Genomic DNA, 23485 nt, shown 5'->3' with positions numbered 1-23485 from the left:
TTCAGGCTGCTTGTAGCCAATTTCGCCGACTCCGCAAACGGCGGAAAGCGCCGTAATTTCAATTTCATTGCAAGACGTTGCTCAACAGCAACGCCACAAAAAAGCCCCTATCAGGAAGCGGCCATCCGCAGGATGTCGTTGTAGGTCGCAAACACCATCAGCATCAGCACCAGGCCGAGACCGATTCGGAACCCCATTTCCTGGGTTCGCTCGGACAAGGGCCGACCGCGGAGCACCTCGGCCGCATAGAACATGAGATGGCCGCCATCCAGCAGCGGGATCGGGAAGAGGTTCAGCAGACCAATCGAGACCGACAGCACCGCACAGAGATTGATCACGAACTGGAACCCGGCGCTCGCCGCCTGCCCCGACATCTTCGCGATTCCCAGAACACCGCTGACCTCGTTCGGATTGCCCTGTCCGACGAAGAGGGAACCAAGGAACTTGAAGGTGCTGGTGATGATGAACCAGACCTGCTCGACCCCGATCTTGAGCGCTTCGCCGATGCCGACCGGCGCGGTCGACGCCTCCCCGGCCTGCGACTTGTGCTCGATGCCGAGCACGCCGAGACGGTGGCTGTTGCCGAACGGATCCTTGCGCTCGAGCAGCGCCGGGGTGGCGGTCAGCGTGACAATGGCGTCATCGCGTTTCACCTGGAAAGTAAGCGCCGAACCGGCGTTCATCGCAACGATTCGCTGCATGTCGGCAAAGCTCTCGATCGGCTTGCCGTCGATCTGAAGGACGACGTCCCCGACCTTGAAGCCGGCCGCCGCCGCGGCGCCGGTGGCGACGACGCCGTCGACGCGGGCGATGGTGCTCGGCTTGCCGTAGTAGAGGGCCATGCCGGCGAAGATCAGCGCGCCCAGGATGAAATTGGCGATCGGTCCGGCAGCGACAATGGCAGCACGCGGGCCGACCTTCTTGTGGTGGAAGCTGCCGGCGCGCTCCTCGGCCGTCATGGACGAGAGTGTCTGGGCCGACGGGGTGGAGGCCTCGCTCTCGTCGCCAAAGAACTTGACGTAGCCGCCGAGGGGGATCGCCGAGATCTTCCAGCGGGTGCCATGGCGGTCGTTGAAACCGACCAGCTCAGGTCCGAACCCGAGCGAAAAGGTTAACACGCGCACGCCAGCCCAGCGCGCGACCAGGAAATGGCCGAGCTCGTGGAAGAACACGACGATGGTCAGGACGAACAGGAAGGGAACGGCGTAACCGAGGAGCCCATGGCTCAACGTGTTGAAACTATGGACGAAAAAGTCGATCATCGATTTCCCTCACCCAGCGCCGCAAGGCCCTGGCCCGAACCAACTAGGATGCCTTTAAGGCAATTTGAGGCAATAGGGCGGCCGCCCTATTTCGCGCAACATGGTCAACGGAGATTGCATCGTCGGCGGACGTCAGAGGGGCCTGGTTCCCGCCTTTGATCCAATCCTCGAGGGTCGCCTCGACCAGCCGGGCAATCGCCCCGAAGCGGATCTTGCCGGCGATGAAGGCGGCCACAGCGACCTCGTTGGCGGCGTTGTAGACGGTGGTCGCCCCCTTCCCTGTCCGGAGCGAATCGTAGGCCAGCCGGAGACCTGGGAAACGCTCGAAGTCCGGCGCTTCGAAAGTCAGCTGACCGATCTTGGCGAGGTCCAGCTTTGCTGCCGGCCCCTTGATCCGATCGGGCCAGCCGAGGCAATGCGCGATCGGCGTCCTCATGTCGGGCGCGCCGAGCTGGGCCACCACCGAGCAGTCGGAAAACTCGACCATGCCGTGGATGATCGACTGCGGATGCACGAGCACGTCGATCTCGTCCGGCGAGAGCGCAAACAGATACGACGCCTCGATCACCTCGAGGCCCTTGTTCATCATCGAGGCTGAATCGATCGTGATCTTCTGGCCCATGCTCCAGTTCGGATGCTTCAGGGCCTGCGCAAGGGTCGCCTGCTCGATGTCCGCCGGCTTCCAGGTCCGGAACGGGCCGCCGGAGGCCGTGATGATGACGCGGACGAGCTCGTCGCGATTGCCCGAGCTGAGCGCCTGGAACAGCGCATTGTGCTCGGAATCGGCCGGCAGGATGCAGGCGCCTGCCTTTGCCGCGCGCTGCATGAAGAAATCGCCGGCGCAGACCAGGCACTCCTTGTTGGCGAGCGCGACATGGGCGCCGCGGTCGACCGCGGCCAGCGCCGGCTTCAGGCCCGCAGCGCCGCTCACGGCGGCCATCACCCAGTCGGCCGGGCGCGCGCCGGCCTCGATCACCGCGCTTTCGCCGGCGCCGCATTCGGTGCTGGTGCCTGCGAGTGCAGCCTTGAGTTCGGCGAGCTTGGAGGTGTCGGCGATCGCGACGTAGCGGGCGGAGAATTCCTTGGCGAGCTTTGCCAGGGCTGCGACATTGCCGTTCGCCGTCAGCGCCTCGACACGGTAGCGCTCTGGCGTGGCCCGCAGCAGGTCCATGGTGCTATCGCCGATCGAGCCGGTAGCGCCGAGAACCGTGACACTGCGGACGTCGGACGCCGCAAGCCTGTTGTTACGCAATGGGACCGCGCTCATGTGCTCACCAAACCATAAGACCGCTTCCGGCGCTATGCACACCATGGCGGAGAAAGCCGATAATCCAGGCCGCCAGGATGGCGGCGACAAAACCGTCCAGGCGGTCCATTAGCCCGCCATGTCCGGGAATTAAGTGACTGGAATCCTTGACACCGAAGCGCCGCTTCACCGCGGATTCGAACAGGTCGCCCAATGCCGATACCACCGAGAGGACGGCGCTGACGAGCAGCAATGGTCCCATCTTCCCAAAGCCGAAGACCGCAAAGCCCACCGCGACCAACAGGCTCGCGCCAAAGCCGCCGAATGCACCCGCCCATGTCTTCTTCGGGCTCACGCGCGGCCACAGCTTCGGTCCACCAATGCTGCGGCCGGCGAAATAGCCGCCGATGTCGGTCGCCCACACCACCAGCAGCACGAACATCAGCGCGGAGAAACCGTTGACGAGATCCTTCCGCACCAGGATCGCGGCCAGCAGCGCCGCCGCCGCGTAGGCGAAGCCGGTAGCCGCCCACAAGAACTTGCCGCGCGCGATCAGCGTCACAATCGCCCCGCCGATGAGACCGGTGATGACGGCGGTCTTCAGCGCGCCAAACGCGACAGCGGCCCCCATCATGGCGATCACGACCGTCCCTGCCCCGGTCAGCGCAGCCGATCCCGCGCCCACCACCATCAGCCATTCCGCGAACAGTCCGATCGAGACCAGGGTGACGAGAAGGGCCCACAGCCAACCGCCGGCATAAGCGATCGCAATCGTCAGCGGCGCCAGCACCAGCGCCGCGAGGACTCGCACCACCAGATTGCTTGGGGCAGGCTTGGCGCCTGCCGATGCGGCGTCGGGTTCGCTCACGAGGCTGTTTTCGCGACCAGGCCGCCGAAACGGCGCTCGCGCCTGGCAAATTCGGCGATCGCGCTTTCGAGCGCCGCCTTGTCGAAATCGGGCCAGTGGATCGGCACGAACACGAGCTCGCTGTAGGCGGCCTGCCACATCAGGAAGTTGGACAGACGCTGCTCGCCGCTGGTGCGAATGATGAGATCGGGATCGGGAATGTCGGGCGCGTCGAGATACGCCCCGAGCGTCTCGGCGTCGATGGTGGCAGGATCGCGCTTGCCCTCCGCGACCTCGCGGGCGAGCTTCTGGGCCGCCTTCGCGATCTCCTGCCGTGAGCCGTAGTTGAAGGCCACGACGAGCGTCAGACGCGTGTTGTCGCGCGTCAGCTCTTCGGCCTCATTGAGGAGCGCACAGATGTCGCTCTCAAGGCCGTCGCGCTCGCCGATGATGCGAACCTTGACGCCGTCACGATGCAGGCTCGCCAGATCGTTGCGGATGAAGCGTCGCAGCAGCCCGAACAGGTCGCCGATCTCGCTCGCCGGGCGCGACCAATTCTCCGAAGAGAACGAGAAGATGGTGAGATAGCGAATTCCGAGCTCATGCGAGGCGCGCACCACCCGGCGCAGCGCGTCCACACCGCGGCGGTGCCCTTCCGCACGCGGCAAGCCGCGCGCCGCCGCCCAGCGCCCATTGCCATCCATGATGATGGCGACGTGCGCAGGCGCCTCGGACCGGTCGGGCCCTTCCGTTGCTGGCGCGGCGGCGTTGGACATGGAGGTGGCCCTAAACGGTCAGGATTTCTTTTTCCTTGATGGCCAGCAACTGGTCGATCTCGGCGATGGTCCCGTCGGTCGCCTTCTGCACCTCGTCGGCGTGACGCTTCTGATCGTCCTCCGACATCTCGTGATTCTTCTCGAGCTTCTTGAGCACGTCGAGGCCGTCGCGGCGGACATGGCGCGCGGCGACCTTGGCGGCTTCCGCGTATTTGTGCGCGACCTTCACCAGTTCCTTCCGCCGTTCCTCGTTGAGCTCGGGGATGCGCAGGCGCAGCACCTGGCCTTCGGTCGCCGGCGACAGGCCGAGATTGGAATCGACGATCGCCTTCTCGACCGCCTTGACCATCGACTTGTCCCAGACTTGCACCGAGATCAGGCGCGGCTCCGGCACGCTGACGGTGGCGAGCTGATTGAGCGGCATGTGACTGCCATAAGCCTCGACCTGGACCGGGTCGAGCATCGAGGCGGAGGCGCGCCCCGTCCGCAGGCCGCCAAGCTCGTGCTTGAGCGATTGGACGGCGCCCTGCATGCGGCGCTTCACTTCGTTGAGGTCGAAATTACCCGTGGCCATCACGTTTCTCCTTCAAAATCCCGGCGACCGCTCCGCGCCCTTCCCTTTCGGGCGCGCCAGACGAGCCGTCAGCCGGCGACGATGGTTCCGTGGCCGACGCCACGCAGCATCGCGCCTATCGATCCCGGCTCCGCGATCGAGAATACGATGATAGGCAGCGAAGTCTCGCGGGCAAGCGCGAAGGCAGTCGCATCCATCACCTTGTAACCGCCTTCGATCGCCTGCGAATGCGTCAGGCGGTCGAATCGCGTGGCGGTCGGATCCTTCTTCGGGTCGGCCGAGTAGACCCCGTCGACATTGGTCGCCTTCAGCACCGCCTGCGCGCCGATTTCGGCGGCGCGCAGCACCGCGGTCGTGTCGGTGGTGAAGAACGGATTGCCGGTCCCGCCGCCAAGCAACAGGATCCGGCCCTCGGCCAGGTATTTGTGTGCTGCAGTGCGGGTGAACAGCTCGGAGATCTCGGGCATGACGAAGGCTGACAGCGTCCGTGCCGGCGTGCCCTTGCGCTCGATCGCTGCTTCCAGCGCGAGGCAATTCATCATGGTGGCGAGCATGCCCATGGTGTCGCCGGTGGTGCGCGTGACGCCGCGGGAGGAGACCTCGACGCCGCGAACCATGTTGCCGCCACCGATCACGACTGCGACCTCGGTGCCGAGATGGCGGGCCGCGATCAGGTCGTCCGCAACCCGGTCGACAGTCGGTTGATCGATGCCAAAGCCTTGCTGCCCCGCGAGATATTCGCCGGACAGCTTGATCACGACGCGACGATAGACCGGATCAGTCATGAGCACTTTCCTTGTCCGCGCGCCGCTTCCGGCGGCACGCCGGAAGGAACGTTCCGGCGCTTACTTCTTGCCGCTGGCCGCGGCGACCTCGGCTGCGAAGTCGCTTTCCTGCTTCTCGATTCCCTCGCCGAGAGCATAGCGCACGAAGCCGGCGATCTTCACAGCGCCGCCGACCTTGCCTTCGGCCTCCTTCACGGCCTGCGCCACCGACTTGCCGGTGTCGTGGATGAAGGCCTGCTCCAGCAGGCAGACTTCCTTGTAGTAGGTCTTGAGGCCGGACTCGACGATCTTCTCGATCACGTTCTCGGGCTTGCCCTGCTGCCGGTATTTGTCCGCGAGCACGTCCTTCTCGCGCTTGACCACGGCCGGATCGAGGCCGGACGGATCCAGCGCCAGCGGGTTGGCGGCCGCGACATGCATTGCGATCTGGCGGCCAAGCGCGGCGAGCTCGTCGGCCTTGCCTGGCGATTCCAGCGCCACGAGCACGCCCATCTTGCCGGCGCCCTCGATGACGGCGCCGTGGACGTAGTGCGAGACCACGCCCTGGCTCACCTCGAGCTGGGCGGCGCGGCGCAGCGTCATGTTCTCGCCGATGGTGGCGATCGCATCATTGATTGCGGTGTCGATCGTGACGTCGCCGACCTTGGCGGCCTTGATCTTCTCGACATCGGCGCCGACGTCGAACGCCACCTGGGCGATCATCTTGACGAGGCCCTGGAACTGACCGTTGCGCGCGACGAAGTCGGTCTCGGAGTTGACCTCGACCACGACGCCCTTGGTGCCCTTGGTGAGCGCGCCGATCAGGCCCTCGGCCGCGACGCGACCCGACTTCTTGGCGGCCTTGGACAGACCCTTCTTGCGCAGCCAGTCCTGGGCCGCTTCCATGTTGCCGTCGTTCTCGGTCAGCGCGGCCTTGCAGTCCATCATGCCTGCGCCGGTCGACTCGCGCAGATCCTTGACCATCGCAGCTGTGATCGTTGCCATCGTTGAAAATCCTTTGTGCCTGCCGGTTTGCCGCGGCGCGGCATCCAATTGGCCCCGCCACGGTCCATTTCAGGAATTCGCGTCAACTGAAATGGTGGCCGGATCCTATCCGGCCAACCCATCGTTCTTTTTGACTATTCCGCTTCCGCGGTCAGCGCCTTGGCCTTGGCCACCCAAGCATCCGCGCGGCTCGGCAGACCGACTTCTTCGCCGATCGTGTGCGCGGTGTCGTGGTCGAGCTCGGCGAGCTGCCAGTAATGGAAGATGCCGAGGTCGTTGAACTTCTTCTCGATCGCACCCGACACGCCCGGGAGCTTCTTGAGGTCGTCGGCGGTGCCGCGGGGACCCGCAAGGCCCTGGAAGCCGCTGGACGACGCGGCCGGCAGCTCCTCGGCGACAGGCTGAGCGGAGGCACCGATGTCGATGCCCGAATCGCCCTGGGCGCGCGAGATTCCGTCGATCGCCGCACGCGCGATCAGATCGCAGTACAGCGAGATCGCGCGGCCGGCGTCGTCATTGCCGGGGACAACATAGGTGATGCCCTTAGGGTCCGAATTGGTGTCGACGATAGCGGCGACCGGGATGTTGAGCCGCTGGGCTTCCTGGATCGCGATGTCTTCCTTGTTGGTGTCGATCACGAAGATCAGGTCGGGCAGACCGCCCATATCCTTGATGCCGCCGAGCGAACGATCGAGCTTGTCGCGCTCGCGCTGCAGCGTCAGGCGCTCCTTCTTGGTATAGGAATTGGCTTCTCCGCCCGAGAGCACGTCGTCGAGGTGACGCAGGCGCTTGATCGAGGCCGAGATCGTCTTCCAGTTCGTCAGCGTGCCGCCGAGCCAGCGCGAATTGACGAAGTACTGCGCGCAGCGCTTGGCCGCGTCAGCAACGCCGTCCTGGGCCTGGCGCTTGGTGCCGACGAACAGGATGCGGCCGCCCTTTGCCACCGTGTCGCTGACGGCCTGAAGGGCCTGGTGCAGCATCGGCACGGTCTGAGCGAGGTCGACGATGTGGATGTTGTTGCGGGTGCCGAAAATGAACGGAGCCATTTTCGGATTCCAGCGGTGGGCCTGGTGGCCAAAGTGCACGCCAGCTTCGAGCAGCTGACGCATGGTGAAGTCGGGTAGCGCCATCGTTCTAGTTCTCCGGTTGGTTCCTCCGGAAACGTGTGAGCAAAACGGAGCGTTCTCGCCCCGGCTGCCACCGGACGGCCTTGTGAGCCATGTTTCCGTGTGAGATGGCGCGCTATATAGCGCCATTTCGGCCAGAAGCAAGGAAATAAGGGCCATCCGGGACGCCGGAGAGCTTCAGTCGCTTCTTGATGCCTCTTCGCTTCCTAGCACCTCGGCTGACCGGGTGGGCAGCTTTTGGGTGCCGGCCCTGCGGGCCGCGCCGGCGGAGGTGGAGGCGGCGCCGCACGCGGCGGCGCGGCCGCCATTGGAGGTGGCGCCGGCCGGGCCACGGGGGGTGGAGGTGGCGCGGGCCGGGCCATTGGAGGCGGAGATGGCGCCGGACGCGCCATCGCAGGCGGAGGCGGTGCCGGTCGGGCAATCGGCGGCGGTGGCGCCGGTCGAGCCACGGCCGCAGGTGGAGGCGCTGCGCGCGGCGGCGGAGGTGGCGCGACCCGCGGCGGAGGCGGCGGCGTCGGCTTCGCCAAGGCCTGAGGATGCGGTGGGGGTGCGGCAGGCCTTGCAGCCTGCGGCGGTGCCGGCCGGTGATCCTGAACTCCGGACGGCCCTCTCGCCGCCACGGGCGGCGGTGGCGGCGCGATCCTGGCGGTGGGCGGGACCGCCGGCTTACCGGAGGCCGCGCTCGAAGGCGGCGCAGCGACCGGCTGGGACCCGGGTGCCCTGCCGCGCAGCTCAGACGCAGGCGGGTTTATGGTCGCCGGCGGCTTCGGCAGGCCTGCGGAGGGCGACGCCGCACCTCGGGGAGCCGGCGGAGGGTTGGGCGCCGCAGCGGTTGCGGCGTTCGGCTGCGCCGCCGGGATATTGCCGGCGGGAGCCGTGACGGTCGCAGCCGGCCTGCCATGAGGCGGGGCAGCGCCCGGCGCGCCCCCTGCCCGGGCCGGCGGCGGCGGCCCGCCCGGGGTTCCGGGCACCGGCAGCGTATTGGCCTGCGGCAGCTTGGCAGGCGCCGTTGCTTGCGGCGTCGCAGGAACGTTGCCGGCTGGAGCGGTCGCCGTCGAACCCGGCCTGCCGTTCGGCGGGACATTGCCGGGCGCTGCTCCCGGACCGGCCGGCGGCACTCCGGAAGTCCCTGGTGCCGTCAATGTATTGGCTTGCGGCGTGGCCGCAGCCGGCGGCTGCGCTGTCGTGCCAGGAGCGACATTGGCCGGAGCGGGTGCCGCGATCGCGGGCCTCACCGTCGGCTGGATCGTCGCGCTCGGCGGCATCGGCGCCTTGCCTTGCTGGATCAGGGCGGCGCGTTGCGCGACCGCCTGCGGCACGGCGGGACCTGCCGGCGTGGCGCGGCCGGCAACCGCCGGCGCCAGATTGCCCGGACCAAGCGCCGGCCCCGCGGCCGGCGGCGGCGGCGGGCGATTGATCACGGTGTTGATGACCGTCGTGTTGTGGATGTTCTGATAGATGATGTTGTTCGGCGGCGGCGCGACATAGACCGGCGCCCTGACGAACACCGGGATCGGCACGAACACCGGCTGCGGCAGCACGAACAGCCCGACCACCGGCAGCGGCGGCGGCAGCACGACGAAATCCGGCGGCGGTGGCGGCAGATAGTACACGGGCGGCGGCGGTGGCGGCACGAAGCCGAAATCGGGATCGCTGAAGTACAGCACCGGACGATCGACATAGAACACCTCCTCCGGCGGCGGCGGCGGCACGTCGTAATCCAGCATTGTGAAGGTCGGCGGCGGCTCGAGCGGCGCAGTCAGGATCGCAAGCCTCCGCCGGGCATCTCCCGCATGCGGCCCGCGCGGGTACCGGCGCAGATACGACCAATAGGCGTCCGGCGTATCGGCGCGATAGGTCCGCCGCCAGGTAAGCGCCTCGCGGCGTGCCGCCACGATCGCCCTCACCCGCTTTGCGAGCGGATCATTCGGATAGGCCGCGAGGAATTCCTCATAAGCCGCCAGCGTGTCGCGTTCGAGCGCCGCGGCATAGGCATCCTGCACGCCGAGATCGCGGATCGGCTTGTTGCGGATCGCGGCGACCTGGTCGGGCGCCGTCTCCGGCGGCGCGTCGGGCCCGCGCTCGAAGAACGAGAACTGCGCCGATATCTTCTGCTCGTTCCAGGGCACCTGCGCGCCCTTGCTGGCTTCGTTGACGCGGAGGCGCACGCGGTCGAACACCTCGGGCAACGGCAGTCCGCCGGTGCGGATCATCTCGGCGAGCGACTGCGCGTAGATGCCGTACGGCCCGGGCTCCTCCGGCGCCACCGTGCCGGGCGCCGCATTGAAGGCGATCAGCATGTTCGCCTCCGGCTCAACCAGCGCGAGGCCGCTCGCGATGTGCTGACCGCCCTCGATGAAAGGCTGCGCGCGGGCCGCGTCGAGCACGACGATGTTGGCCTTGAGCGGAATGGACGCGAGCTGGCGCGCATAGTCGCTGATCCGCAAGGCCTCGGTCGGTACGTCGGTATCGCGGGCGATGCTGGAATCGACCGGGATGAAATAGTTCTCGCCGGCAAGCTGCACGCCGTAGCCGGCAAGATAGATCATCGCGACGGTGCCCGGGCCGGAAGCCTGCGCCTTCTGGATGAAATCGCGCAAGCTCTTGCGCAGCGTGTCGCCATCGAGATCGCGCGCGCCGATCACGTCGAAGCCGGCCGCCTGGAGCGTCTGTGCGATCAATCCGGCATCATTGGCGGTGGTCGCGAGCGGCGCCTTGGCATAAGCGCCGTTGCCGACCACGAGCGCGATGCGCTTTTCCGGCTGCTGCGCGCGCGCCGTCTCGGGCGCGCCGGCGGCAAGGGCCACGATCGGCAGAAGAAGGCAGATGAAGGTTCTGAGCGTCCCACGCATGGCTTGCTTGCCCGTTATTGCAGTTGACGTGCCACCGCGCATGAGGCGCGCTGCCGGCTGAACGGCGCTTGAACGAAAAGCCCGGATTGAGGCGGCGGCGTGGCCACGCCGCTGCTGGCGCCAGCACCAGTCGGCCTCACGTCGGCTTGAAAAGGCGCAGGCTCCTTCAAGCACCGAAACTATGCGCATCCGATCGAACATCGGTCGTGCAGCGCACCTCACTCCACGGCTTGCAGTTCGGCAAGCTTCGTTCGCGCGGTCGCCTCGTCCAGCGCAACGAGTTCGGCCGGCCCGGGATTGGCCTCTCCCGCCGTTGCAATGGAAACAACGGCAAGCCCGGCCAGGCCGCCGAGGATCGCGCCGCCCGTTGCGGCATCGTGCCTGGCGCTGCTCTTGATGAGATAAAAGTGCGTGCGGCCGGCTTCCATCACGATCTCGCGCTTGGTGTCGCCCGGAAACATCAGTTCGGTCACCAGCAATTCGTGCCGACCCGCAGGCCGATCGGCAAAGGCATATTTTCCGGCCACGACCTTGCCGAGCGGCGCGCCATCGAGCTTCACCTCGCAGGCGCAGACCTGCATGCTGAGGCCGTTCCTCTTGTCCTGGAGCAGAACGATGCGAGAGTGCCCGACGCGCGGAGGCCCCACCTTCTGCGATACAGACGCAAAGTCGGTCCCGACCTGATTGCTGACACAGCCCACCAGCATCGCACCGACGGCCAGCAACAACGCGGCTCGTCGCAGCATCGCACACCCCGTTTCATTCCCCGGGATGCATGGTAGCTGGAATCAGCGACAGGTTGCAACTACATCCGACGACCACTGCGCGGATCGCGCGGGACCTGTGCCCGGGGGCCGGCCTCTGCTGAAAAGAGGCGCGACTGGCCCCATGCTCCGGAATCTGGCTCAGCCCTGCGTAAGCAAGTCGACGGCCCCGGTGCTCAGCCGATAGATCCCGCCGACCACCTTGAGCTTGCCCTGCTCGACCGCAGCGTTGAGGATCGGGGCGGCCGATTTCAGCTTCGCGACATTGTCCATGACGTTCTGGCGAATGGCGTTGTCGAGCGCATTCCCGCTCTGCTGGGCTGCCGTCTTCACCGCCGGCGCGATCGCGGCGACGAGGGAGGGAATGTGTCCCGGCAACGGCTTGTCGTCCTTCAGCGACTTGATCGTCGCATCGACGGCGCCGCAATTGTCATGGCCGAGCACCAGGATCAGGGGCGTGCCGAGCACGGCGACGGTATATTCCATGCTTGCAACGGTCTCATCGCCGGCGAAATTTCCGGCGACGCGGCACACGAACAGGTCTCCGCGTCCGCTGTCGAACGCGTATTCAGGCGCGATGCGGGAATCGGCGCAGCTCAACACGGCTGCGTATGGATTCTGGCCGCCGACCAAAGCTTCGCGCTCGTGCTTGAAGTCGTGGCGGCGCGACACGCCCGACACATAGCGTGCATTGCCTTCCATCAGCCGCTTCAGCGCAGCATCGGGCGACAGCACGTTCTGCGGCTTCGGCGGCGCCTTCGCCTCCTTCGCCTCCTTCGCCAGCGCGGACCCGCCAAACGCCGCCGCCGCAAGTGCCGAACCGGCGAAAAGCATCATCGCGCGCCGGGAGGGAGCAACAGCTTGATGCAGATTTTCAGAGCATTTGTCGCACATGGTTGTTCTTCTTCCTGGCTTCCCGCCGAACGAGATTGTCGAGCCAGCAACTGATAGCTGCGCTCGCGCAAGTTCGAAACCTCGTGCGAGCCAAATAGTTAAGCTTTGGTTTGGGCGCTGCAGGCAAACGTCAGAGCTGCTGCACGTCCACCACGCCGGCGACCGCCTTGATCGCTCCGGCAATCTGCGGCGAGACCTTGAAGCGACCAGGCAGCTTCATCTCGACCTCGGTCTCGAGGTCGAGCATCATCACCAGCGAGATCTCGCCGTCGCCATTGGATCGCGGCGCCATGGCGGGACTGCCGGGCTTTGGTGCGCTGCCGTTCGAGCCGGCCATGTCGGGGCCGGCCAAGCGCTTGGCGATCGAGTCCAGCGGCTTGGTGTCGCGCAGGAAGATGCGAAGGCCCTTCTGCGTCTTGGCAGCCGCGTCATCGAGCGGCTCGGCGTGCAGCACGCGGGCACGGACGTCCTCGCCCTGCAGCTCGGCCCCCAGTTGCAGCAGCACGGCAGCGCCCGGCTCCAGCACGTCACGATATTGCGCAAGCCCTTCCGAGAACAGCACGGCCTCGAAGTGGCCGGTTGGATCAGAGAGCCCCATGATGCCCATCTTGTTGCCGGTCTTGGTGCGCCGCTCCATCCGCGAGACCACAGTTGCCGCAACCTTGCCGGCGGTAGCGCCGGTCTTCACCGCGCGCGAGAACTCGGCCCAGCTCTGCACCCGCAGCCGCTTCAGCACGGTGGCGTAATCGTCGAGCGGATGGCCCGATAGGAAGAAGCCGATCGCGTCGTATTCGCGTCGCAGCCGCTCCGCCGGCAGCCACGGCTCGACCTGCGGCAGCATGATGGTCGGTGCATCCGCCGACATCCCGAACATGTCGTTCTGGCCGATGGTCTCGGCCTGGTGCGCCCGCTGACAAGCTGCGAGAATCGAATCCGCGCCGGCGAAGACGCGAGCCCGGTTCGGCTCCAGCGTGTCGAAGGCGCCTGCGGCCGCGAGGCTTTCGATGATGCGCTTGTTGATCGCACGCGGATTGACCCGCGCGGCGAAGTCGGCCAGCGAGGTGAACAGCCCCCGCTTGGTCCGCTCCTCGATGATCTGCTCGATCGCCTGGATGCCGACGCCCTTGAGCGCTGCGAGCGCGTAGTAGATCGTCTTCTCGCCGACCTCGAACGTGGCGCCGGACCGGTTGATGTTTGGCGGTTCGACCTTGATGCCGAGGCGCTGCGCCTCGGAGCGGAATTCGGAGAGCTTGTCGGTGTTGTTCAGATCGAGCGTCATCGACGCCGCGATGAACTCCACCGGATAATGCGCCTTCATGTAGGCGGTGTGATAGGACACCAGCGCATAGGCGGCCGCGTGGCTCTTGTTGAAGCCGTAGTCGGCGAACTTGGCCAGCAATTCGAAGATGGTCTCGGCCTGCCCCTTCGGCACCCCGTTCTTCACCGCACCCGCGACGAAGATATCGCGCTGCTTGTCCATCTCGGCGCGGATCTTCTTGCCCATGGCGCGGCGCAGAAGGTCGGCGTCGCCGAGCGAATAGCCCGACATCACCTGCGCGATCTGCATCACCTGTTCCTGGTAGATGATGACGCCGAAGGTCTCTTTCAGGATCGGCTCCAGCACGGGATGCAGGTATTCTGGCTCCTCGTCGCCGTGCTTGCGCGCGCAATAGGTCGGAATGTTCGCCATCGGGCCCGGGCGATAGAGCGCCACCAGCGCGATGATGTCCTCGAAACGGTCAGGGCGCATGTCGATCAGCGCCCGCCTCATGCCCTGGCTTTCAACCTGGAACACGCCGACCACGTCGCCGCGCGCCAGCATCGCGTAGCTCTCGGCATCGTCGATCGGCAGGGTCGCAAGATCCACATGGATGCCGCGCGGCTTGAGCAGCTTGCAGGCGACGTCGAGCACGGTCAGTGTCTTCAGGCCGAGGAAGTCGAACTTCACGAGGCCCGCGGGCTCCACCCATTTCATGTTGAACTGGGTCACCGGCATGTCGGATTTCGGATCGCGGTAGAGCGGCACGAGCTCGCTCAAGGGGCGATCGCCGATCACGATTCCGGCGGCGTGCGTCGAGGCGTGGCGTGTCAGGCCTTCGAGGCGCTGGGCGATGTCGAAGGCACGCGCGACCACCGGATCTTCGTCGCGGAACGCCTGGAGCTTCGGCTCGCTCTCGATCGCTGCCGCCAGCGTCACCGGCGCAGCCGGATTCTGCGGCACCAGCTTCGTGAGCTTGTCGACCTGGCCATAGGGCATCTGGAGGACGCGGCCGACGTCGCGCAGCACCCCGCGCGCCTGCAGCGTACCGAAGGTGATGATCTGCGCGACCTGGTCGCGGCCGTAGCGCTGCTGCACGTAACTGATCACCTCGCCGCGGCGATCCTGGCAGAAATCGATGTCGAAGTCCGGCATCGAGACGCGTTCGGGATTGAGGAAGCGCTCGAACAGCAGGCCGAACTTGATCGGATCGAGGTCGGTGATGGTCAGCGCCCACGCGACCAGCGAGCCGGCGCCGGAGCCGCGGCCCGGCCCGACGGGAATGCCTTGGCTCTTTGCCCATTTGATGAAGTCGGACACGATCAGGAAGTAGCCCGCGTATTTCATGCGGGTGATGACGTCCAGCTCGAAGGCGAGCCGCTTGGCGTAGGTCTCCTCCGTCGTGCCCTGCGACAGGCCGTGCACGCGCAGGCGCTTGGCAAGCCCCTCCTCCGCCTGGCGCTTCAATTCGGCGGCCTCGACGGCGGCAGCATCCGAGCTCGAGGCGGCGCCGACGGTGAAGAACGGCAGGATCGGCTTGCGCGTCATCGGCCGGAACGAGCAGCGCTCGGCGATCTCCACCGTCGAGGCCAGCGCCTCCGGAATGTCGGCGAACAGCAGCGCCATCTCGGCGCGAGTCTTGAAGCGATGATCCGGCGTGAGCTGCTCGCGCTCGGTCTCGGCGATCAGTCGGCCGCCGGCAATGCAGAGGAGCGCGTCATGCGCTTCGTAGTCATCTGTGGCGGCGAAATACGGCTCGTTGGTCGCAACCAGCGGCAGGCCTTTGGCGTAGGCGATGTCGATCAGGCCGCTTTCGACCCGCCGCTCCTTCTCCGTGTTGTGACGCTGCAATTCGACGTAGAGGCGGTCCCCGAACAGACCGGCCAGACGCTCGCAGCGCAGGGCGGCAAGCTCGCTGAGCCCGCCGGCGAGCGCCAGCGAGATCGGCCCGTCCGGTCCGCCCGTCAGCGCTATCAGGCCTTCGGTCTCGCCCTCGAGCCAGTCGAACTTGATGAACGGAGCATGGCTGTCCGGCGATTCGAGGAACGCGCGTGAGTTCAACCGCATCAAGCTGCGATAGCCGCGCTCCTGCGCGGCCAGCAGCACCACGCGCGAGGGGCCCATCGCGTTGCGCGCATTGGGATCCTGGTCGGCGAAATCGATCGCCAGATCGCAACCGACGATCGGCTGGATGCCGGAGCCCGCCATCTTGTCGGAGAACTCCAGCGCACCGAACAGATTGTCGGTATCGGTCAGCGCCAGCGCGGGCTGGTGGTCTTTCTTCGCCAGCTCGGCGAGCTTGGCGATCTTGATCGAGCCTTTGAGCAGCGAATAGGCCGAGTGAACGTGAAGGTGAACAAATCCGGCGCTCGGCATGGTCGCGTGACGGCCTCTTGCAGATGAGATGGCGCGGTCGCCGGCTCGTCAAGGCATCAAGCACTCTCCCGGCCGACTCGCCACCCAATGGTGAGGTGTCACAGCTTCAGAGTCCACGCCGGAGCGGCCGATCGGCTGCGTCGTCCCGCTTTTCCCCAAGGCACCGGTAGAGACGCGCACCGGCGTAAGGGACCACTGCGTTAGACTCGCAGAATCAGAGCTGCGGGATCACCTGCGCCCAGATCGCGATCATCCCGACGAATAGCGTGATCGACGCCAGTGCGGCGGCTTCTTCGACAAAAACCCTGAACATGTCTCGCTCCTACCAGAACGTATGAAGAACATTGTTCTCTTTTCGTTCTTAGGAGTCAAGCTGTCTGAACCGCTCTGGAAAAGAATGGTTAACTCGCTGATCTGCAACAATAAAAAAGCCCCGGCACAAGGCCGGGGCTTTCGACGATCGCTCCCTGCGAAGCGGTTCGCCTTAGTAGCGGGCAATCATCGGGCCGCCGAACTTGTAGTTCAGGCGGACGAGGCCCATGTCGACGTCCTGACGGATGCGATCGGTTCCGGCGAAACCAGCAAAGGTCACGTCCTTGTCGGCCAGGAAGATGTGATTGTACTCCACACCAACCGACCAGTTCGGCGCAAAGCCGAACTCGAGGCCTGCGCCGACGGTACCACCCCAGCGCGTGTCGCTGGTCGAGGCGAGCAGCGGACCGCCGACGGCGGACAGCTCGTACTTGTTGCTGACGACGGCCGCGCCGCCCTTCACGTACAGGAGCACGTTATTCCAGGCATAGCCGACCTGACCGGTGATGAGACCAAATGCATCCATCCGGGTCCGGTTACGATTGGCGGGGAAGATCAGGCTGACATTGTCGCCCGAGAAATCGGCCCAGTTGCCCTGGCCCTCAACGCCGAACACGAACTGACCCGACTGCATGCGATAGCCGATCTGGCCACCAACCGTGCCGCCCGACGCATCGTGGGAACCTTCACGACCGACGCCAACCAGATCCCAGGTCGTGCGAGCCGAACCGCCGCCGCCGTTGATGCCGATGTAGAAGCCGCTCCAGTCGTAAACGGCAGCGATCGCCGCCGGCGGAGCTTTGGTGTAAGGCCGCGCCGCGAGGTCAGCAGCCAGCGCCGGCGCAGCCGCGCTGAGCGCGACGAGGCTGACAGCGGCAAGCAACAAATTCTTCTTCATTTGATTCCCGTTCCAGTTTCTTAGAGGCCCCCGGGCCGTGACGTCGTCATAACAGCGATCGACAGAATTGCTGTAACCGTGACGCAACAGTCCGGTCGAAAGGCCTCTGCACATTAACGAATGTTTATCGGCGCATGCGCGGAAACCCTTTGAAACAAGAGTCTTCCTGAGTTCCAGTGTGGACTACAGGGCACAGGCCTCATGCGCGCGGCACGACGTTGTGCGCACATTCGCGTGATTGGAGAAAATGAAATGCGCGGCCGAGTTCCACACCCCATTGTCGCCACATTATTGCTCGCATTCGTCACATTTGTACTCGCATCGATTGCAAGCACACCCGCACGCGCATTCGGCAAGAACCATACATTCTGCCTCACCGGAGATGAATAACCGGGTCTCAGCAATTGCAGGTTCGATACCTACGCTCAGTGTCAGGCGAGCGCGTCCGGCCGCGCCCTCGCCTGCATCGCCAACCCGTATTTCGTCGGACAGACCGACGACCCATACGCGTATCAGAATCGTCCGTGCGCGCAGACGCCGGGCTAGGTTCTGCCGCGCTGAGATGCACCGCGTCTGCCTCGCTTTCGCGCTCGCCCTGCTGGTGGCCAGCCAACATGCGCATGCTCAGACCTACGATCCGCGTTACCCTGTCTGCATGCAGATCTACGGTCCGGTCGGCTATTTCGACTGCGGCTACGATTCGCTTGCCCAGTGCAGACATCTCGCCGTCGGACGCTCGGCGAGTTGTACCGTGAATCCATACTTTCCGAGGTCGAAGTCGACACCGCCTCGCCGCTCGGGACGCGCCGCTGGTGCCGGATGATCGACAGCTGCCTATCAGCGACATGCGGCAACGCACGCCGGGGGCGTACTCCAAGCGCTTGATTGCCGGCCGGACGCAATAAAACGCGGATCGACGGGCGACCGCAAGTTGTGACCGCGCCAGTCCTCGTATAGCCTCGGTCCGAGCTTCCTTACGCGTAGTCGATCCCTCCATGTTCGCCCGTATCCTGCTCCTCGTGGTCTCGCTGCTGCTTCCCAGCACCTTGGGTGCACAGGCGGCCCCGGCGGAACAAGCCGGCCTTGCGTCGAGGTTGACGATCTATCTCGCCAAGGGTTCGCCCAACGCATGCGGCCCGGGCTGCGATCGCTGGATCGCCATCGAGGGCGAGATCGATCGGGAGGCTGCAGCGCGCATTCGCCGCTTCCTCGCCGCCGTCAAGGACCTGCAGCGTCCGATCTATCTTCATTCGCCCGGTGGCAACGTCGAGCAATCCTACGCGATCGGGCGACTGCTGCGCAGCCGCAGAGCAATTGCCAGGATCGGCCGGACGATCCCGACCGCCTGCGCCGCGGGCAAGCAGGCGGATGCCGCGTGCCTGAAGATCAAGAATGCGCGCGGCGAGGTGGAGGCCGAACTCACCACTCAGCGTGCCATGTGCAATTCAGCCTGCGGCTACCTGTTTCTCGGGGCGACATCGCGCGAGGTCGCCCCCGACGCGGTAGTGGCGGTCCATAGTTCCAGGCTGGTGCTGGCCTTTGACGGGCGGCCCGACCCGGCGGCAGTCGCGGAATACAGACGGCGGCGGCTATTGGCGGCCGATCGTGACCGGGCCGCCTTCATCACCGCGATGGGAATCAACCGCGAGCTCGATGCTCTGATCCGGACAGTGAAGTTCGAAAGCCTGCACGTGCTGACGCGATCCGAGCTCTACGGTTTCGGCATCGATACGCGACCGCTTGCCGAGACGAACTGGACGCTGGAGAAAGAGGCGCGGCCGTTCGTTCGCAAGATGGCGACGACGAAGAAGGAGAGCGCCTCCAAGTTCAGAACGATGGAGTTGCGCCTGTCCTGCGAGAACAGCAAGGGCGTGCCGCTGACGTTCGCGTCCGAGGTCGACGAGACGGCTCGCGGCAAAAGCACGATCCTGATCGCGGCCGACACCGAGAAGGTGACCGGAGGATCTCCGCTTCGCTTCGGCAAGTACGCGGTGTGGCGCGGCAACATCGACGCCGACATGGTCAACACGATATTGGCTTCGCGCTCCCTCCAGGTCCGCGAAACCACGCAGATGCCGGACGACAAGACGAGCAACACGAAATTCGAGATAGACCTGACGGGCCTACCGTCAGTGTGGGACCGGCTGAGGGCATCCTGCGCATCGCCGGCGGCAGGCCCAGCAAGTCTCTTGCCGGCGATGCTTCGGCATACGGCTCCCTAACAGGCGGCTCATTCGCCCGCGAGCCCCTGGACCGCTCCCCAGCCGACCGCCAGCACGAAGCCTTCTTCCGCACCGTCGCCGTAAGATGCGGACGGCAGCGCTCGACTCGAAGCTTATTAGCTAGCCCTCGTCGAGCAGTTGACGAACCTTGGCGGCCAAGTCTTCGATTGCAAAGGGCTTGGACAGCAGATGCTTGCCGGCGTCGAGCATGCCGTTGTGAACGATCGCGTTGCGCGTGTAACCCGTGGTGAACAGCACTTTCAGTTCCGGAAGTCGCTTCGACAGTTCGGTCGCAAGTTCCGCTCCGGTCATGTCGGGCATGACGACATCGGTGAACAGCAGATCGGGGATGAAACCGCTTTCGATTTTCCTGATCGCCTCGTTGGCGCTCGCGGCCTCGACAACGGTGTAGCCAAGCTCGCGCAGGCTTTCGGACGAGATGCTGCGGACGCGCTCATCGTCTTCCACGACGAGAATGGTCTCGCTCTGCAGACTTGCACCGGGATGTGTCACGCCTTGTGATGGAGTTGGGATGGCCTCCTCGCCCGCGAACCGCGGAAGATAGATCTTCACCGTCGTGCCGACATCGATTTCCGAGTAGATCTTCACATGGCCGCCGGACTGCCGCACGAAACCATAGACCTGGCTGAGGCCGAGGCCGGTGCCCTTGCCCACGACCTTGGTCGTGAAGAACGGATCGAAGACCTTCCCCAGCACGTCGGCCGCAATTCCTGTTCCGTTGTCCGTCACGGCAATGAGAACGTACTGCCCGGGTGCCAGGGCGTATTCGCGGGCATATTTTCGATCGATCGAAGCGTTGCCGGTTTCTATGGTCAGTCTGCCGCCCTTCGGCATGGCATCCCGCGCATTGACCGCAAGATTGATGAGAGCGCTTTCCAGCTGAGCCGGATCGGCCTTGACGCGCCATAGGCCGACCGCAAGCACCGTCTCGAGGCGGACGAGCTCGCCGAGCGATCGCTCGAGCAGCTCACTCATCCCGCCAACCATCTTGTTGACGTCCACGACCTCAGGCGCGAGAGGTTGCTGACGCGAGAACGCGAGCAGCCTTTGCGTCAACGTGGCCGCACGGTTTGCACCATCGATGGCGCCCTCGATGAAACGATCGATGTTGACCTCTCCCTTGCCGAGCCGCCGCTTGGCAAGGTTCAAGCTGCCCAATATCACGGCCAGCATGTTGTTGAAGTCGTGGGCAATGCCGCCGGTCAATTGCCCGACAGCTTCCATCTTCTGGGATTGCCGCAGTTGCTCTTCGGCCTTCATACGCTCGGCGATCTCATCGGCGACCCGTTGCTCCAACTCGGCATTGAGGGCCTCGAGCCGGGTCAAAAGCCTCGCGTTATCGATAGCCGTCGCGGCATGACCGGCAATTCCGAGCAGTGCGGCCTCGTGCTCGGCCTGGAATTTTCTGACATCCGCATGGCCGAAGAAAAGTCCTCCGAGCACCTCGCCGCTGCGCGAGATAACGGGGACCGCCAGGTAGGACCGAACCGGAAGATGGCCCGCCGGCATTCCGTAGTGCGGCGTGTTCTTGCCATAACGCGGATCCTTCAGGATATCATCGGACCTGACCACGCCCAGCCCCTTGAACGTCGGCTCGAACACGCCGGTGGCGCGCGGCATCGGGAAGCTCTCGAAAGCCGATCGGGGTACGCCGGACAGCGAATAGAGCATGTAGCTGCCGCCATCCGCAGCGAGGACGTTGTAGAAGAAAGCTCCGAACTGAGCGCCGGTCAGCTCGACGCCGGCGTCCGTTACGATCTGCACGATCCTGCCGAGATCACGTTCGCGAGCGACCGATGCTCCTGTGTCGTTGAGTATCCTGAGATGACGTTCGGTTTTCTTTTGCGCAGAGATATCCAGCACGGTCCCGATGAATCGAGTGGCCTGGTCGTCGGAAAAAATTGCGTGACCAGTTGCGGCGATCCAGCGCTCGATGCCATCCTCGATACCGATGGTTCGGTATTCGATGTTGTAACTTCCCGGAGAACGAGGCTGTAGGGCCGCTGATACGGCTTGATGCGCGCGCTCCCTGTCGTCGGGATGAATGCCCCTCAGGAACGACCCTTCGTAGCTCACGTCGGCGTCCGGTGAGAGACCGAATACCTCCTTGCAGCGGTTATCCCATCGGAGGACGTCGTTGACCGGGTCATAGTCCCACGTCCCGATGCCGGCCGCCTTGTTGGCAAGGACCAGGCGTTCGGCAGCTTCGCGGGCCGCCTGCTCCGATCTGACCCGCTCGATGTGCGCCCATGACCGCTCCGTCACCTCGGTAAGCAGGGCAAGTTCGTGCTGTCTCCAGCGATACGGGCCCCGGTGATGTATCGCCATCAAGGCGGTCAGTCGCCCTTCCTTCACCAAGGGCATGCAGATGGTCGAGCCTATCCCGATGCGCTGGAAAGCGGCGGCTTCCTCCGGCGCAATCTCCGTCAGGTTATCGTTGATGATGAGCGGTCTGCCCGCACCCAGCTCTCGAACCGCCTTCTTACCGAAATCAGCAAGGCTGTAGTGCCCGAGGATGTGCATCGCACCCGGAGCTGCCCAATCCCCGCGTATGGTGAAGCCGTCCTGATCAGGATCCATGTCGGCATAGGCGCAGTTTGAGACCCCGAGATGCTCACCGACCATTCTCGTCGTCACCGCCATGACGCTATCCGCATCGCGGGTTTTGGCTGTTTCCTTGTTGAGAGCGTCGAGGAAGAGCAGCCGTGCCTCGTTCTCGCGCACTGCCGTCTCAGCACGGCGGCGTTCGACGGCAGTGCGGGTCCGCTCGGCGACCTCGCGGATTAGCGCCAGCTCGGCGGGGCTCCATTCGCGCGGCTTGGCATTGTTGAGGTAGAGCAGCGCCACGACCCCGTCGGGCTCGGAGATAGGCATGTTGACGAAGGCGCGCGCCGAAATTGCCTCGAGAGCTCGGGCGCGGTCGCCTACGCGAGGGTCCCTCTCTGCATCGGCGCAGATGACCGTCTCGCCCCGCTTCAAGTCTTCGATATAGCTGCCATAGTCGCGAAAGCGCAGCACGCCGGCCAGGCTCAATATCCCGGGAGCGTTCCAGTCGCGCGCGATCGTGATGGTCTCGGCTGATGTATCAACGGTACCGTAGCCTGCCCGGCTGACGTTGAGGCTGCGGCCAAGCAGCTCAGCCGCGGCATAGGCGAGATCGTCGGGGTTACCGATCTCCCGAATATGGTCGCCGAGGGTGGCTAAGACGGCGTTACGGTCGGCCGAGGGTACCCCGGTCGCTGTCGTCATCGGTCTTCCCCGGACACTTCCCTCGCTCCACCAAACACACCGATGACACGGTAACCGTAGGACGGCGCTTAGGTTCCCGGCGTCAGGCGCGGCTCAGCAACCAGACCGGCCTCTCCGAATATCGCGTGCCTCTCACCATTTGACGAATTCCGGAGCTCGATCTCGTCAATGCCAATGAAGCGGTCGCCCACGCCGCGGCCAATCCCGGCCCGTTCAAATGACGGTCATCAGGCCTTGAGCCCGCAGTCGGCGGCAGAGCACTGTTGCGGTTTTCTTTAGGTAATTCCGCCAAGCACTTGGCTACTGTGCATGGGGTTGTTTTCGCGTGACCTTAGTCGAGCTCGACCACCTGACCGTTCGACAACGAGACGCGCCGGTCCATGCGGCCGGCAAGCTCCATGTTGTGGGTCGCGATCAGCATCGACACCTGCGTCGCCTTGACCAGCTGCATCAGAGCCTGGAACACGTGCTCGGCGGTACCGGGATCGAGATTTCCGGTCGGCTCGTCCGCAAACAGCACACGCGGCGCGTTGGCCACCGCGCGCGCGATCGCGACGCGCTGCTGCTCGCCGCCCGACAGCTCGGCAGGGCGGTGGGTGATGCGGTCGCCGAGGCCAAGATAGCCAAGGATCTCCTTGGCGCGCTTGACGCTCTCGGACTTCCTGAGGCCGCGGATCATCTGCGGCAGCATCACGTTCTCCAGCGCCGAGAACTCAGGCAGCAGCCGGTGCGACTGGTAGACGAATCCGATGTCGGTGCGGCGCAGCTGCGTGCGTTCGATGTCGGGCAACTGCGAGGTCGGCGCACCCGAGACGTAGACTTCGCCGGAATCGGGCGCCTCCAGAAGGCCGGCGATATGCAGCAGGGTCGACTTGCCCGAGCCCGACGGCGCGACCAGCGCGACCGACTGGCCGGCCCACAGCGCCAGCTTGGCGCCATCGAGGATCGTCAGCGGCACCTCGCCCTGCAAGTACTGCCGCTTTATCTCGTGGAGATAAATGACCGGTACATCTTCCGCCCCCTGCTGCTGCTCCATCA

At 65.1% G+C, this 23485-nt stretch carries 17 protein-coding genes and 1 pseudogene; 3 read left to right on the top strand and 15 right to left on the bottom strand.

The annotated features are described in order from the left end of the window. Positions 1-110 precede the first annotated feature (110 nt). The 13 genes from rseP to ASG57_RS32460 all read right to left on the bottom strand — a co-directional run bounded on the left by rseP (position 111) and on the right by ASG57_RS32460 (position 16955). Positions 111-1262 carry an RIP metalloprotease RseP gene (rseP, locus tag ASG57_RS32520; protein WP_024341280.1) on the bottom strand — a complete coding sequence of 384 codons (1152 nt, stop codon included), beginning with the start codon at positions 1260-1262 and terminating at the stop codon, positions 111-113. A 43-nt stretch (positions 1263-1305) separates the two neighbouring features. Continuing rightward, positions 1306-2529: a 1-deoxy-D-xylulose-5-phosphate reductoisomerase gene (dxr, locus tag ASG57_RS32515; RefSeq protein ID WP_024341279.1), complete on the bottom strand. Its 1224-nt coding sequence runs from the start codon at positions 2527-2529 to the stop codon at positions 1306-1308. A 4-nt stretch (positions 2530-2533) separates the two neighbouring features. After that, positions 2534-3376: a phosphatidate cytidylyltransferase gene (locus ASG57_RS32510; RefSeq protein ID WP_024341278.1), complete on the bottom strand. Its 843-nt coding sequence runs from the start codon at positions 3374-3376 to the stop codon at positions 2534-2536. Next, positions 3373-4131, bottom strand: a complete 759-nt coding sequence (locus ASG57_RS32505) for an isoprenyl transferase (RefSeq protein WP_024341277.1) — start codon at positions 4129-4131, stop codon at positions 3373-3375. Before ASG57_RS32505 ends, ASG57_RS32510 begins: the two co-directional genes overlap by 4 nt. 10 nt (positions 4132-4141) lie before the next feature. Next, a complete protein-coding gene (gene frr, locus ASG57_RS32500; RefSeq protein ID WP_024341276.1) occupies positions 4142-4705 on the bottom strand; it encodes a ribosome recycling factor in 564 nt (187 codons plus the stop codon). A 68-nt stretch (positions 4706-4773) separates the two neighbouring features. Continuing rightward, entirely contained in the window at positions 4774-5490 is a 717-nt protein-coding gene (gene pyrH, locus ASG57_RS32495; RefSeq protein ID WP_024341275.1) for a UMP kinase, read from the bottom strand. 60 nt (positions 5491-5550) lie between these two features. Next, positions 5551-6474, bottom strand: coding sequence for a translation elongation factor Ts (tsf, locus tag ASG57_RS32490; RefSeq protein ID WP_024341274.1), 924 nt, complete (start codon positions 6472-6474; stop codon positions 5551-5553). Positions 6475-6608: 134 nt separating this feature from the next. Beyond that, positions 6609-7604 (bottom strand): 30S ribosomal protein S2, encoded by a 996-nt coding sequence (locus tag ASG57_RS32485; protein ID WP_024341273.1) that lies wholly within the window; start codon positions 7602-7604, stop codon positions 6609-6611. Positions 7605-7807: 203 nt separating this feature from the next. Continuing rightward, positions 7808-10453 (bottom strand): caspase family protein, encoded by a 2646-nt coding sequence (locus ASG57_RS32480; protein WP_057198910.1) that lies wholly within the window; start codon positions 10451-10453, stop codon positions 7808-7810. A 218-nt stretch (positions 10454-10671) separates the two neighbouring features. Continuing rightward, positions 10672-11199, bottom strand: a complete 528-nt coding sequence (locus tag ASG57_RS32475) for a DUF2846 domain-containing protein (protein ID WP_057198909.1) — start codon at positions 11197-11199, stop codon at positions 10672-10674. A gap of 159 nt (positions 11200-11358) precedes the next feature. Then, positions 11359-12111, bottom strand: coding sequence for a carbonic anhydrase (locus ASG57_RS32470; protein ID WP_024341270.1), 753 nt, complete (start codon positions 12109-12111; stop codon positions 11359-11361). Positions 12112-12241: 130 nt separating this feature from the next. Then, entirely contained in the window at positions 12242-15745 is a 3504-nt protein-coding gene (gene dnaE / locus ASG57_RS32465) for a DNA polymerase III subunit alpha (RefSeq protein ID WP_057198908.1), read from the bottom strand. Positions 15746-16229: 484 nt separating this feature from the next. Next, positions 16230-16955: an outer membrane protein gene (locus ASG57_RS32460; protein ID WP_024341268.1), complete on the bottom strand. Its 726-nt coding sequence runs from the start codon at positions 16953-16955 to the stop codon at positions 16230-16232. Positions 16956-17207: 252 nt separating this feature from the next. On the opposite strand from ASG57_RS32460, the pseudogene ASG57_RS37330 reads away from it, so the two are divergent. The 3 genes and pseudogenes from ASG57_RS37330 (at position 17208) to ASG57_RS32450 (ending at position 19177) form a co-directional block, all read left to right on the top strand. Further along, positions 17208-17501 (top strand): annotated as a pseudogene (locus ASG57_RS37330) (DUF3551 domain-containing protein). A 16-nt stretch (positions 17502-17517) separates the two neighbouring features. Further along, positions 17518-17778 (top strand): DUF3551 domain-containing protein, encoded by a 261-nt coding sequence (locus ASG57_RS32455; protein ID WP_057198907.1) that lies wholly within the window; start codon positions 17518-17520, stop codon positions 17776-17778. 172 nt (positions 17779-17950) lie between these two features. Next, positions 17951-19177 (top strand): hypothetical protein, encoded by a 1227-nt coding sequence (locus ASG57_RS32450; RefSeq protein WP_230646612.1) that lies wholly within the window; start codon positions 17951-17953, stop codon positions 19175-19177. A gap of 120 nt (positions 19178-19297) precedes the next feature. Here the strand turns inward: ASG57_RS32450 and ASG57_RS32445 are convergent, their stop codons facing one another. Both ASG57_RS32445 and ASG57_RS32440 read right to left on the bottom strand, forming a co-directional pair. Continuing rightward, entirely contained in the window at positions 19298-22447 is a 3150-nt protein-coding gene (locus ASG57_RS32445; RefSeq protein ID WP_057198906.1) for a GAF domain-containing hybrid sensor histidine kinase/response regulator, read from the bottom strand. A gap of 331 nt (positions 22448-22778) precedes the next feature. Next, positions 22779-23483, bottom strand: a complete 705-nt coding sequence (locus ASG57_RS32440; protein ID WP_024341266.1) for an ABC transporter ATP-binding protein — start codon at positions 23481-23483, stop codon at positions 22779-22781. Positions 23484-23485 lie beyond the last annotated feature (2 nt).

The organism is Bradyrhizobium sp. Leaf396, assembly GCF_001424605.1.
GTDB classification, from domain to species: domain Bacteria; phylum Pseudomonadota; class Alphaproteobacteria; order Rhizobiales; family Xanthobacteraceae; genus Bradyrhizobium; species Bradyrhizobium japonicum_C.
Note: the sequence above shows the minus strand (reverse complement) of the source record. Positions and strands in the feature narration are given on the sequence as shown.

Excerpts from the sequence above, each read along its gene's own strand:
- rseP (WP_024341280.1), bottom strand. The coding sequence starts at position 1,262 with ATGATCGACTTTTTCGTCCATAGTTTCAACACGTTGAGCCATGGGCTC.
- dxr (WP_024341279.1), bottom strand. The coding sequence starts at position 2,529 with ATGAGCGCGGTCCCATTGCGTAACAACAGGCTTGCGGCGTCCGACGTC.
- ASG57_RS32505 (WP_024341277.1), bottom strand. The coding sequence starts at position 4,131 with ATGTCCAACGCCGCCGCGCCAGCAACGGAAGGGCCCGACCGGTCCGAG.
- frr (WP_024341276.1), bottom strand. The coding sequence starts at position 4,705 with ATGGCCACGGGTAATTTCGACCTCAACGAAGTGAAGCGCCGCATGCAG.
- pyrH (WP_024341275.1), bottom strand. The coding sequence starts at position 5,490 with ATGACTGATCCGGTCTATCGTCGCGTCGTGATCAAGCTGTCCGGCGAA.
- tsf (WP_024341274.1), bottom strand. The coding sequence starts at position 6,474 with ATGGCAACGATCACAGCTGCGATGGTCAAGGATCTGCGCGAGTCGACC.
- ASG57_RS32485 (WP_024341273.1), bottom strand. The coding sequence starts at position 7,604 with ATGGCGCTACCCGACTTCACCATGCGTCAGCTGCTCGAAGCTGGCGTG.
- ASG57_RS32480 (WP_057198910.1), bottom strand. The coding sequence starts at position 10,453 with ATGCGTGGGACGCTCAGAACCTTCATCTGCCTTCTTCTGCCGATCGTG.
- ASG57_RS32475 (WP_057198909.1), bottom strand. The coding sequence starts at position 11,199 with ATGCTGCGACGAGCCGCGTTGTTGCTGGCCGTCGGTGCGATGCTGGTG.
- ASG57_RS32470 (WP_024341270.1), bottom strand. The coding sequence starts at position 12,111 with ATGTGCGACAAATGCTCTGAAAATCTGCATCAAGCTGTTGCTCCCTCC.
- dnaE (WP_057198908.1), bottom strand. The coding sequence starts at position 15,745 with ATGCCGAGCGCCGGATTTGTTCACCTTCACGTTCACTCGGCCTATTCG.
- ASG57_RS32460 (WP_024341268.1), bottom strand. The coding sequence starts at position 16,955 with ATGAAGAAGAATTTGTTGCTTGCCGCTGTCAGCCTCGTCGCGCTCAGC.
- ASG57_RS32455 (WP_057198907.1), top strand. The coding sequence starts at position 17,518 with ATGCACCGCGTCTGCCTCGCTTTCGCGCTCGCCCTGCTGGTGGCCAGC.
- ASG57_RS32450 (WP_230646612.1), top strand. The coding sequence starts at position 17,951 with ATGTTCGCCCGTATCCTGCTCCTCGTGGTCTCGCTGCTGCTTCCCAGC.
- ASG57_RS32445 (WP_057198906.1), bottom strand. The coding sequence starts at position 22,447 with ATGACGACAGCGACCGGGGTACCCTCGGCCGACCGTAACGCCGTCTTA.
- ASG57_RS32440 (WP_024341266.1), bottom strand. The coding sequence starts at position 23,483 with ATGGAGCAGCAGCAGGGGGCGGAAGATGTACCGGTCATTTATCTCCAC.